The organism is Phaeobacter italicus (assembly GCF_001258055.1).
Lineage (GTDB): Bacteria > Pseudomonadota > Alphaproteobacteria > Rhodobacterales > Rhodobacteraceae > Phaeobacter > Phaeobacter italicus.
On the sequence record NZ_CVRM01000031.1, the window covers coordinates 464,613 to 476,573 of the forward strand.

An 11,961-nucleotide genomic window follows, 5' to 3' on the forward strand; every position below is an offset into this window, starting at 1 on the left:
TTGGCATCTTCCCAAAACGTTGAAACCCATGACAATTCCTTGCCATGGGTTTCAATTTTTAACGCAGCCTTTGCTGGATCAGGCGGATTTGCGTGCGTCCATCGCCTCGGCAAAACGCTCAAACAGGTAGAAACTGTCCTGCGGGCCGGGGCTGGCTTCGGGGTGGTGCTGCACGGAATAAACCGGGCGGTCCTTCATCCGGATACCGCAGTTGGAGCCATCAAACAGCGAGACATGGGTCTCTTCCACACCGTCCGGCAGGCTTTGGGCATCAACGGCGAAGCCGTGGTTCATGGAGGTGATCTCTACCTTGCCGGTGGCGTTTTCCTTGACCGGGTGATTGGCGCCATGGTGACCGTGATTCATCTTGACCGTCTTGCCACCAAGGGCAAGCGCCAGCATCTGGTGGCCAAGGCAGATCCCGAACATCGGCAGGTCGGTGCTGTCGAGGATTTCCTTGATCATTGGCACGGCATATTCGCCGGTCGCCGCAGGATCGCCCGGACCATTGGACAGGAAGACCCCATCAGGGTTGTGCGCCAGAACTTCGGCTGCGGTTGCGGTCGCGGGCAATACGGTGACGTCACAGCCTGCAGAGGCGAGGCAGCGCAGGATGTTGCGCTTGGCGCCGTAGTCAACAGCGACGACCTTGTGCTTGGGGGCTTCCTGACGGGTGTAGCCCTCGGGCCAGGCCCACCGCATTTCGTCCCAGCGATAGCTTTGGGCGCAGGTCACGTCTTTTGCCAGATCTAGACCTTCCAGACCGGACCAGCCCCGTGCCTTGGCGACCAGCGCCTCGATGTCAAAGTTGCCGTCCGGGTCATGGGCCAGTGCCACATGCGGCGCACCCTGCTGGCGGATGGCGCGGGTCAGACGACGGGTGTCGATACCGCCGATGGCGATGCGGCCAGTGCGGGTCAGCCAGGACTTCAGCTCTTCGGTTGCGCGCCAGTTCGACGATTGGGTCGGATCCCATTTGACCACCATGCCAGCGGCAACGGGGTCGGCGGTTTCATCATCCTCTGGGGTGACGCCGGTGTTGCCGATATGGGGGAAGGTGAAGGTCACGATCTGGCCGGCATAAGACGGGTCAGTCATGATTTCCTGATAGCCGGTCATGGCGGTGTTGAAGCACAGCTCTGCAACTGTTTCGCCATATGCTCCGAAGCCGTTTCCGTAAAAGATGGTGCCATCTGCGAGCGCCAAACATGCGGTGGGTTTGGGCGTGACGGTATCGGCCATGGCGCGACTCTCCAATCTGGGCAAAATTCATGGGCTTTTAAGGGGAGGTGGGCAACGCGTCAAGCCTGTGAGGCCGCGTTCTGCCATGCAAAATGTGCCCTCGCGTCATTCCATCGGGATAACTTGAATTGGCAGGGTGGTTTAGGTAAAGATCCCATTTCCGACTCCGTGGAAATGGACTGATAAATGGATACGCGAACTCGGGTCAATCAGGCCCTGAAACAGGCCATGAAAGACCGGGAGGCCTCTCGACTGGCGACTCTGCGTCTGATCAATGCCGCAATCAAAGACCGTGAAATCGCAGATCGCGTGGACGGTGAATCAGGTGGCATCGGGGATGCAGAAGTCCTTGCCATTCTTGGGAAAATGACCAAGCAACGCAATGAAAGCGCCCGCGCCTATGAAGAGGGCGGCCGGCTGGATCTGGCTGAGCGGGAACTGAACGAAATTGCCATCATCGAAGAGTTTTTGCCCAAGCAGCTCAGCGATGAGGAAATCACCGAAGCGGTCAAGGCCGCCGTGAGCGATACCGGCGCTGAGTCGATCCGCGACATGGGCAAGGTCATGGGCGCGCTGAAAGGCAAATACACCGGCCAAATGGATTTCGGCAAGGTAGGCCCGATGGTGAAGGACCAGCTTTGCCAGGGGGGCAACTGCTGATCTGCTGATTGCTCCGCATCGCATTGTTTCAAAGGCCCGCCATCTGTCGCGGGCCTTTTTCTATTGGGGCAGGTCCAGCGGCCAACTGGGCGGCGCGGCTCAGGAAATCAGCGCGCACCTCTGCTGCAAAGGGATTGTCGCGCAGGATGGCGTCCAGCACGGCCGGGGCGTCTGCGCTCACCATGCGGCGGGCTTCGAGCAGGTGGTCAAAGCTGGATGTCGTCATGCGCAGCTTCTCTGGCAGGATCTGGCTCAGGGTTTGGGCAATCAGATGCGTCAGCCCCTGCACGGTGGCGACTTCGCGGTCGTGATCTTCGGCGGTGGTCCAGATGACGTGCAGCCCAAAGAGACTGCGAAGCGCCGCCGCGATGCGCCAATGTGTTCTGCCACGCTGGGGGCAGAGCGCGATCTTGTGACCGGCAAGGCCATCCTTTGCGCTTTGTGGGCCAAACAAGGGGTGGCTGCCGAGAATATTCACATGGGCTGGCAGATGGGTTTCCATATCCTGCATGGGGCGCAGTTTCACTGATCCTACGTCCATCACCGTCGCCCCCACAGCCAGCAACGGGGCGATCCGCTGACAGACGTCCGAGATTGATGAAACCGGTACCGCAAGAATGACAAGCGGGCAGGAGCAGGCATCTTCCAGAGTTGAAAACCGGACGCGAGCAGGCGCCTTTGGGGGCTGGGCAGGATCATGCACCACGACCTGCATATGCGCTGCGAGATTCCGGGCAATGAGCTGGCCAAAGGCGCCAAAGCCAATGAGGCCAACACGCGGTGCAGTGGAAGAGGATGAAAACGGTAACATGGAACAGGGCTCCGCCTGGGGCCGCGATACCGATGGAATGAGGGGTCTTTTGTTCTGTCACCGCCGGATCGCGGCGGGATGAACATCAAGATATGAAAATGCGCCCGCCGTTATGAAAACAGCGGATAATAGACGGTCGAAAAGATCAGGGTCGCATTGTTCATGCCCCAGCCATAACCGGGGTCGCGCGGTATGTCAAAGGGCAGCATCAGGGTTTGCGAAAGGCTGCCAGCAACTCGTCATATAGCGCCTTGCGCTCATCTTCGGAGAGAAAGGCGCCAATTTCCACCTCGCGCCCGCTGCCCCTGAGGGTGACATAGTTCGGAACCGGCCCGTCATCAGTGTGCATTTCAACCTGTGTCCAGTAGCGGTTGCAGCTCCAGCTTTGGCGCGTGCCCTTGGGATCGATCCGTTCGAGATGCGCCTCCTCGGGCTCCAGTCGCAGAACCTCCAGGATCTGGCGGTCCCGGCGGCTGCGGTCCAATGCCCATTTCACCGCAAACAGTGTGCCTGCCACAAAAGGCAACACCCCCCAAAGCGCGGCGCTGCCAAGGAGAGGGATCATCGGGATGGTGATCAATGCGGCCAACGTACCGAGAAAGCGGACATAGCCTTCGACCGGCAGGGATTGATGCGGCCAGAGGTGCATTTCCTGAATGCTGTCAGTTTGGGGTGTCGTCCACTGGTAAGGCATGGGCGGAATTTAGCGTCGCAGACGGAGCTGTCCAGAGCTGTGTGCGCGGGGCCAATCACAGCTTTGGGAAGGCGGGTTGGGCAGTGGGGCATACCCAAAGAAGAAGGCCCCGGAGCCTGTGCTCCGGGGCCTGTCTTTTCAGATCATCGACACCTTAGTGCGAGTGGGAGCGATCCCATTCTTCCTGCTTGGGCAGGATTTCAAAGGTGTGTTCCGGCGGCGGAGAGGGCAGGGTCCACTCCAGCGTATCTGCATACTCGTTCCAGTAGTTGTTCTGGGTGATGCGTGCGCCGCGCAGCAGCGAGTAGATCACAACACCGAAGAAGAACACGAAGGAGGCAAAGGACAGGAACGCGCCGTAGGACGAGATCTTGTTCCAGTATGCAAACCCTTCCGGGTAGTCGATGTAACGACGCGGCATGCCCTGACGGCCCAGGAAGTGCTGGGGGAAGAATGTCAGGTTGGCGCCGATGAAGAACATCCAGAAGTGGATCTGTGCGCCCAGCTCGGAGTACTGACGACCGGTCATCTTGCCGAAGTAGAAATATACACCGGAGAAGATCGCAAAGACTGCACCCAGCGACATAACATAGTGGAAGTGTGCAACCACATAGTAGGTATCGTGATATGCGCGGTCCACGGATGCCTGCGACAGAACCACACCGGTCACACCACCAACGGTGAACAGGAACAGGAAGCCGAAAGCAAACATCATCGGTGCTTTGAACTCGATGGAGCCGCCCCACATGGTTGCGATCCAGGAGAAGACTTTAACACCGGTCGGAACCGCGATGACCATGGTGGCCAGCATGAAGTAGGCCTGCTGGTTCAGCGACATGCCAACGGTGTACATGTGGTGCGCCCACACGACAAAGCCCAGCACACCAATCGCGATGATCGCCCAGACCATCGGCAGGTAACCAAAGACCGGCTTGCGCGCGAAGGTCGCGATCACGTGAGAGATGATGCCAAAGCCCGGCAGGATCACGATGTACACTTCCGGGTGGCCAAAGAACCACAGGATGTGCTGGTACAGGATCGGGTCGCCGCCACCTGCTGGATCAAAGAAGGTGAAGCCGAAGTTGCGGTCCATCAGCAGCATGGTGATCGCGCCCGCCAGAACCGGCAGGGACAAGAGGATCAGCCAGGAGGTGACGAAGATCGACCAGGAGAACAGCGGAACCTTGAACAGGGTCATGCCGGGTGCGCGCATGTTCAGGAAGGTGGTGATCATGTTGATCGCACCCAGGATCGAGGACGCACCAGAGACGTGAACGGCGAAGATCGCCAGGTCCATGGAGAAGCCGCCTTCGTTGGTGGACAGCGGCGGGTAGAGAACCCAGCCCACGCCCGAACCGGCCTGGTCGTTGCCACCCGGCGCGAGGACCGAGGCAACCGCCAGCGAGGTGCCCGCGACATACATCCAGAACGACAGGTTGTTCATCCGCGGGAACGCCATGTCCGGCGCACCAATCTGCAGCGGCATGAAGTAGTTGCCGAAGCCGCCAAAGAGGGCGGGGATAACCACGAAGAACATCATCAGGATGCCGTGGCCTGTGATCAGGACGTTCCAAAGGTGCCCGTTAGGGGTACATTCCGCAGACGCGTCTGCGAAGAGACGTGCGCCTTCAAGGCACATGTACTGAACGCCGGGATCCATCAGTTCAAGCCGCATGTAAACGGTGAACGCGACGGAGATGAAACCAACGATCGCCGAAACGATCAGGTAGAGAATGCCGATATCCTTATGGTTCGTGCTCATGAACCAGCGGGTGAAGAAACCGCGCTCGTCTTCGTGGCCGTGACCATGAATGGCTGCATCTGCCATTAAAGGTGCCTCCTGTTGCATAACGATAGGCCAACAAACGCCGTCCCCGGCGGGCCTAGACTCATCTTGGGTTTTAGTTCGCCAGCAACAGGCCTTCAATGGCGGAGTTTGATCTGGATCAAGAATAATTGTCGCGGGCAGGCCCTGTTGGGCTGCTCGCTTGCCCCTGTGGGGCCCAATCTGCGCGGATTTGGCGAATTCGCGCGGGCGCAGTACCGCAAAGGCGCGGCATTTTGTCAATCGCCGCGCTTGACCCAAGGGACGGTGGGGCGCAAAACGACGACAGCCAGTCAGACCGGGGAAGGTCCGGTCCTGCTTATGGAGAACAGGTAGTGACCCAATACGACTCAGACAATATCTTTGCGAAAATTTTGCGTGGTGAGATTCCCGCCCACCGGATTTATGAGGATGAGGCAACCTTTGTCTTCATGGACATCATGCCCCGCGCCGATGGCCATATGCTGGTCATTCCCAAGACGCCCTGCCGAAACATGCTGGATGCCTCGCCGGAACAACTGGCCGCTGTGATGGCGACCGTGCAGAAAATCAGCCACGCAGCCCTTGAGGCCTTTGACGCGCAGGGCATCACGCTGCAGCAGTTCAACGAGGCTGCGGGCGGGCAGGAGGTGTTTCACCTGCACTTCCACATTCTGCCCCGTCGCGACGGAGACGCGCTGCGTCCACCCGGCAAAATGGCAGAGCCCGAGACCCTGGTCGAGCATGCCAATAAAATGCGGGCGGTGCTCGGCACGCAGTAGCGTAAAGCTAACGTAAAAGATTCTACCTCAGCGGGAATTATTCTGTTGATGTGCACGCTTATTATCGCGTAGTTTGTGATCATGTAACGGGAGGCCGAACGCGGCTCCCGGGACTTGGGGTCCTGCTTTGGGAGGGGCGGGCCGCCATTTTGAAACAGAACCCGACAGGTCGCAGATCCCACCAATGGCGGAGATCGTCAGCCTGTCGGATGTTTCGCTCCCCCTAGGGCCGAGATGTCGCAGGTCGCCCGTGGGAGATCCTTTTGATGCGCGTCGATGGTTCCAACCGACGATTACATCGGAATTGCATGGCAGTCTGCGGCGCTGCGCTCGTCCGGCTTTGTCGGCGGCGCGACCTAAGGAGGGGCCGCAAGAATGACGGCAAGGGACACCGGTACAGCGGATCAGCTGGCCGATGAAAGCGCCATATCGGTGATATACAACTCTGTTCTCGGGGTCGAAAAGGCCTCAGCCTGGCGTGACAGACTGGCTGCAGATCGTATTGATGACCGACAATGTGACATCGCCGCCCGGCACCTTCCCCAGCTTCCTGGCATGAATGATGCAGCCAGGGTGGCTGCCGACGTGGGGCAGGCAAACCTGTGGTCGGGTGGGCCGCCCCAGACACTCTGGGCGCGCAGAGATCGTCTCCAACGCCATTTTGAACGCGCGCTGTATCTGCGGGCAAAGCTCTGCCAGGACGATCAGTCCGGCGTTGCTGCTGACTTCGTCGAGGTGCTGCCGGGTGGCGGCGGCAAGTGGTTGATGATCGCCGGGGACAACAGCATCTGTGGCGCTTCTGCCGGATGGCCGACAACCGGACGGGCAACCGATGACTGGGTTGAACGCAAGATTGGCATCTTTGGATCCTATCGCGCGGAATGGCAGGGTTTCTTTTCGGTGCAGTCACAGCCGCAGGACGGCTGGCCGGGCGCGCCGGGGTGGCCGTCGCTTGCGATTTTGCGAAAACCACGCAGCGGGCTGCTGCTGTGTCAGGCCCTTGCGCGCCCCTCTGGGGCCGCCGACGGCGCGGTGATGTTGGTCGAAGAACTGCCTATCGGGGTCTGCGATATCTGTGTCGATCAGCTGACAGAGTATTTCGGGTTTGATACCGCCGAAAAACTGACCCTTCGGCAGATATTCTACGGTGAAGGCTGGCTGGTCCTGCACACCGCAACCGGCGGGCGCCGGGCGCCGGAGCTGCCGATCTTGGGGTCGATGCTGTCCAAGACCGGTGCGCCCAATTATGGCGAGATGCTGAGGCTTCTGACCAATCTGCTGGCCCAGTCGACACAAGATCAGGCCATCGCCACGGGACAGACCCGCCCCGAAAAACGGACTTTGACGACCGATGTCGGGCTCGTGCAGTATCTGCGTTTTGGCGCGGACAACGGCCACCCGGTGATTTTCACCCATGGAATATTTGACGGGATTGCCCCGCTGCAGCGCCTGCAAGACAGCTTGCGTCGTCGGGGGCTGCGGGTGCTCGCCCCCTGGCGCAATGGTTATGGGGACTCTGGCCCGATTGAGCCGAAGGCCGATCCGGTCGACACCTATCTGGCGCAGGTCGAGGCGCTGATTGATGAGGAGGGACTGGAGGCACCGATCATCCTCGGCCATCGCAGCGGCTGCCTCTTTGCGGCAGAGGCGGCGCGGCGGCTGAGGGATCGGATTGCCGGGGTGGTCTGCGTTGGTGCAACCTTGCCCCTGCAAAGCGTCGGAGAAACCGGCGCGCTGAGGGGACACCAGCGCGCGATGGCGCTCAGCGCGGTTCGGGCCAAGGCCATGCTGCCGTTAATCGTGCGCAGCTGGAGACGCAATGTCCGTCGCAAGGGGCCTGCGGTGCTGGTTTCGCAGCAAATGGCGGCAGGGGAGGATGAGCGCAAACTGTTGTCGGACCCCAGTCTGGCGGCCCTGCTGGATCAAAGCCACCGTTCTATGATGGACCAGGGCGGCGGCGGCTACGAAAGCGATCTGAAACTGGCCGTGCGCCAGCGTGACATGCTCCACAGCCCCAAGGCTGCCCCTGCGATCTATCTACATGGGGGGCAGGATCAGGTCACGCCGGTGGATAAACTGCAGGCTGCTCTTGGAGGGGCCGACAATCTACAGGTTCGTGTGTGCCGACGCGCGGGCAGCATGTTGTTTTATTCGCAACCCGACTGGGTTCTGTCCGCGCTGGAAGAGATGCGGAGCACGTGACAACCGTCGCACGCCCCGCGAAGGACAAGAGCCCCTGACAAGACAACGGCGCCCGGTGGGGCGCCGCAGATCAACATGACCGGCTGTCATGACACCGGTCAATCGGTCGGGCAGGTTTCGGTCTCTGCAAAGGCGATGTCAAAGGTCTTTTTCAAGGCAACATCGACGTCGTCCATGGTCACAGGCAAACCCAGATCCACGAGGCTGGTCACGCCGTATTCCGTAATCCCGCAGGGCACGATACCATCAAAATGGCTGAGATCGGGTTCAACATTGATGGAAATCCCGTGGAAGCTGACCCATTTGCGCAGCCGAATGCCAACTGCCGCAATCTTGTCCTCGGTCTTTTCCCCATTCGCCATCAGCGGTTTGTCGTCCCGCTCTACCCAGACGCCGACGCGGCCGTTGCGGACGTGGCCGGTGACGTTGAACTCATCCAGCGCCAGGATCACCCAGCGTTCCAGCTGACGCACAAAGCAGCGCACGTCGCGGCCGCGTTTGGCAACGTCCAGCATGACGTAGATCACGCGCTGACCTGGCCCGTGATAGGTGTACTGCCCGCCGCGTTTGCTGGTGTGGACCGGGAAACGATCGGGATCGGTCAGATCCTCGCTCTTGGCTGAGGTGCCCGCGGTGTAGAGCGGCGGGTGTTCGACCAGCCAGATGCATTCATCTGCTGTCCCGGCTGCAATCCCGGCTGCGCGCTCTTCCATGAAGGCGACAGCATCTTCGTAGTCGGTAAACCCTGAGCTGGTGATCCATTCGACCATCGGAACATCCTTTGTTACGTGTCCAGTAACCTATTTTGCAGCCTACGCGCGAATTTTCTGGCTTGGGCTGCGGGCTGTGCGCTACCGTGGTTCGTGTTTTTCATCAATAGGGAGCGCGTACAATGTTCTCACATTCTCTTAAAACGACATTAGCGGCCTCATTTCTGCTCACCTCCGGGACTGCTCCGGCAATGGCGGACAATCTTGGCGCGGCATTGGTCGGAAGTATCATCGGCGGCGTGATCGTCAACGAGGCCAACAAGAATCGGGCCAGAAAGCAAACTGTCACCAGACAAAAAACATATTCACCGGCGCGGGCACAGAACCGCGAAACCCAAACCGCGCTCAACTACTTTGGGTTTCCGGCAGGGACACCAGATGGGGTGATGGGGCGTAAATCCCGTTCTGCGATTGCGCAGTATCAGGGGCACATGGGCTTTCCTGCGACCGGAGAGCTGACGCCCTATGAGCGGGATTTCCTTGTGTCTTCCTACAGCCGTGCCCAGATCGGCGGCCCGCAGGTCATCAAGGCCATGCAAGGCCCAACCGGCGTCCGCGGCCTGCTTCTGACCTGGCGAGACGAGGCAACAGGCGTGCGCAGCGCCTCGAGCGGGGGCTATGGTGGTCTGCCGTTTGAAGTGAGCGAAGCGGTGGATGAAATCGCCGCGAGCGCCGATCCAAGCGCAGAGCAACTGTTGCAACGCTCGGGCTTTATGCAGCTTGCAGACCTGAACGGCGACGGCAAGAACGACTATATGATCGATACGTCCGTGTCGGGCAGTTCGTTCTGGTGTGGGGCGTCTCACTGCTCTGTCATGGTCTTTGCCTCGACACCCCAAGGCTATCAGCGCAACGACTTTATGGCGCGTGGTGTGACAACGGCGAGTTTCTCCTGCCATCAGGGCGTTTGCCGCATGACTGACGCCCCGGCTGCAGGCAGCGTTCAGGCCGCCGCGCCAACACCTGCTCCGGCACCGGCCCCCGCGCCGGGGGCAACGGTTCTGGCCTCGACCGTGGCGCCAGCCCCAGCCCCGGCACCCGCACCGGCCCAGGGCTTGGCCGGCATCCAGCTGTTTGAGCAACCCGCCGATGCGCCGACGTTGGCATCGCTCACCAGCCATTGCAGCAAGGTCAGCCTGCTGACCAGCTCCAACGGTGGCTACATGACGGTGGCAGATATGCGGGACCCGGAACTGGCACTGGGAGAGCAGTTCTGCCTTGCGCGCTCTTACGCGATCAACTCGGGCGAGGCGTTGGTGGCCAAGATCAATGGCGTCACCCAGGCGCAGGTGGACAGCCAATGTGACGCGTTCGGCCCGGCAGTGCAGCCCTATTTGGCGAAGCTCGGCAGTGATGGGGCTGAGGCGGTCATTTCCGATGTGCAGAAGTTCGTGCTGCAGTCCAACATGTCGATCGATCAGCTGGCGAACACTGCAGGCATCTGCCTGTTCTCGGGATATCGTCGCGACAACATGGACGTCGCTCTTGGCGCGGCGTTGATCATGGTTGGTGTTGGACAGCGCCCCTATGCAGAGCTGGTGGGCCATCATCTGGCGCAGGGCTTTGGTGTGGTGAAGTCTGCTGACAAGGCGCAGGGCTGGTACGAAACCGCCATCAGCGCGCTGGAAGCAGGCGCAACCCCGGCTTTCGCACCGGGTCAGCCGGAACGTGTTGCCCTGATCAAGGCCGCCTCAACCGGTCTTGTGGGCGGGCTTGCGCAGCCGGTTCCTGCGGCAAGCACTGCATCGGCCTTGCCGACCTTCTCCACCGACTGAGAATGTCGCGCAAGATCCATGGTTTAGAGGGGCCGGGCATCATGTCCGGCCTCTTTTTTGCAGGAAGTTCACAAAACGGAAGAAAATGCGCATTTTGCATCTTCACATCCCCGCACGGCTCGTCTATACGCCGCTACACCAAGTCAAGACAGTGCGGTCGTGGCGGAATTGGTAGACGCGCAGCGTTGAGGTCGCTGTTCCTTAACCGGAGTGGAAGTTCGAGTCTTCTCGACCGCACCATTACACCCCCTTGAGGGGGTTGTTTTTCAAGCATATCATGGCGTTAGCACCCCTCCCGAGACACAAATTGGGACACTTTGGGGACATTTCGCATGGTTGTTGTGATGAAGCTCAAATACGTTGACGAACTCTCAGGGGGCCGCAAACGGTTCCGCAGGCGCTATCCGCAAGCTGTTGCCGAGGTGCTTGGCGAAAGCGTGTTTCAGGTAGCGATGAAGGCCCGCGAAGGGGCTGAGTTGTTCACCGAACACGCAAAGCTATTGGCTGAGTTTGAGAAGATCGTGGCAAAGGCCAAGCGTACAGCAGCCGAGCAGGGGCAGCTTTCACCCCTTGAGCACTGGCGAGAGAGCATCAAAGAGGCTGAGGCACTGGTGGCTGGCATTCGCGGTGTTCGTGATGAGCATGAAGCTCGCCAAGTTCTGGCGGATGACCTGCGGGCACGGAAGGCCGACCCCATGCTCTATAAGGCTGTCGTTTCACCAGAAGCCGAAGAACCGCCGATTACCATGCAAGATGCAAAAGAGATCTATCGCGTCGAGCGCATGGCAGGCGCGCACGGGCGGAACCAAAAGAACCGCTTGGAACGGATATGCAGGCGTATTGAGAACTCCCTTGGCCCCCTGAACAAGATCGCTTTGGTGGACCTGAAGCGCGAACATGCTCGCAAACTGCGGGATGAGATGCTTGCCACGAAGAAGAAGGATGGAACCTTTCTGTCGCCTTCCTCAGTTCGGCGTGAGTTGGACATGGTGCGCGCTATGGTCTCGGTCGCAATCACAGAGCATGACCTTCAAGGGAAAGCTCACAATCCCTTCGATGGGCTTGAAGTGGCGAAGGCCAATACAGCACCTGAAACAGAGTGGGATAAGCGCGACCCGCTGCCGCGTGACATCATTCTCGCAATGCGGGAACGTATGACGGGTAAGTGTTGATTGTCACTGAGAACTGACCCGGTATTTTCACCGAGATTTGACCCACCCT

Annotated in this window: 9 protein-coding genes, 1 tRNA gene and 1 pseudogene; 6 read left to right on the forward strand and 5 right to left on the reverse strand. The window is 59.8% G+C overall.

Annotation, left to right across the window (positions count from 1 at the left end):
- Positions 1 to 78: 78 nt before the first annotated feature.
- Positions 79 to 1,242, reverse strand: a complete 1,164-nt coding sequence (carA, locus tag NIT7645_RS13470) for a glutamine-hydrolyzing carbamoyl-phosphate synthase small subunit (protein WP_050687255.1) — start codon at positions 1,240 to 1,242, stop codon at positions 79 to 81.
- 186 nt (positions 1,243 to 1,428) lie between these two features.
- On the opposite strand from carA, the gene NIT7645_RS13475 reads away from it, so the two are divergent.
- Complete coding sequence (locus NIT7645_RS13475) at positions 1,429 to 1,902, forward strand: GatB/YqeY domain-containing protein (protein ID WP_008563054.1); 474 nt, start codon at positions 1,429 to 1,431, stop codon at positions 1,900 to 1,902.
- 28 nt (positions 1,903 to 1,930) lie between these two features.
- Here NIT7645_RS13475 and NIT7645_RS13480 read toward each other — a convergent pair whose 3' ends face one another.
- The 3 genes from NIT7645_RS13480 to NIT7645_RS13490 all read right to left on the reverse strand — a co-directional run bounded on the left by NIT7645_RS13480 (position 1,931) and on the right by NIT7645_RS13490 (position 5,235).
- Positions 1,931 to 2,713, reverse strand: a complete 783-nt coding sequence (locus tag NIT7645_RS13480; protein ID WP_050687257.1) for a prephenate dehydrogenase — start codon at positions 2,711 to 2,713, stop codon at positions 1,931 to 1,933.
- A gap of 208 nt (positions 2,714 to 2,921) precedes the next feature.
- Complete coding sequence (locus NIT7645_RS13485; RefSeq protein WP_008562660.1) at positions 2,922 to 3,407, reverse strand: DUF2244 domain-containing protein; 486 nt, start codon at positions 3,405 to 3,407, stop codon at positions 2,922 to 2,924.
- Positions 3,408 to 3,561: 154 nt separating this feature from the next.
- Complete coding sequence (locus NIT7645_RS13490) at positions 3,562 to 5,235, reverse strand: cytochrome c oxidase subunit I (protein WP_008561848.1); 1,674 nt, start codon at positions 5,233 to 5,235, stop codon at positions 3,562 to 3,564.
- A gap of 332 nt (positions 5,236 to 5,567) precedes the next feature.
- On the opposite strand from NIT7645_RS13490, the gene NIT7645_RS13500 reads away from it, so the two are divergent.
- Both NIT7645_RS13500 and NIT7645_RS13505 read left to right on the forward strand, forming a co-directional pair.
- Positions 5,568 to 5,993, forward strand: coding sequence for an HIT family protein (locus tag NIT7645_RS13500; protein WP_008563182.1), 426 nt, complete (start codon positions 5,568 to 5,570; stop codon positions 5,991 to 5,993).
- A 375-nt stretch (positions 5,994 to 6,368) separates the two neighbouring features.
- The gene (locus NIT7645_RS13505) at positions 6,369 to 8,195 is read left to right on the forward strand and encodes an alpha/beta fold hydrolase (protein ID WP_050687259.1); all 1,827 of its coding nucleotides are present in this window, start codon (positions 6,369 to 6,371) and stop codon (positions 8,193 to 8,195) included.
- Positions 8,196 to 8,293: 98 nt separating this feature from the next.
- On the opposite strand, the pseudogene lipB reads toward NIT7645_RS13505, so the two are convergent.
- Positions 8,294 to 8,968: pseudogene (lipB, locus tag NIT7645_RS13510) on the reverse strand (lipoyl(octanoyl) transferase LipB); the annotation flags it as partial.
- 119 nt (positions 8,969 to 9,087) lie between these two features.
- Between lipB and NIT7645_RS13515 the strand changes: the two are divergent.
- From NIT7645_RS13515 to NIT7645_RS13525, 3 genes are all read left to right on the forward strand, one after another.
- On the forward strand, positions 9,088 to 10,740 hold the full coding sequence (locus NIT7645_RS13515) for a peptidoglycan-binding domain-containing protein (protein ID WP_037302538.1): 1,653 nt from the start codon (positions 9,088 to 9,090) through the stop codon (positions 10,738 to 10,740).
- Positions 10,741 to 10,893: 153 nt separating this feature from the next.
- Positions 10,894 to 10,980: transfer RNA gene (locus NIT7645_RS13520), tRNA-Leu, on the forward strand.
- 92 nt (positions 10,981 to 11,072) lie between these two features.
- Positions 11,073 to 11,912, forward strand: coding sequence for a site-specific integrase (locus NIT7645_RS13525; protein ID WP_050687261.1), 840 nt, complete (start codon positions 11,073 to 11,075; stop codon positions 11,910 to 11,912).
- Positions 11,913 to 11,961: the final 49 nt, after the last annotated feature.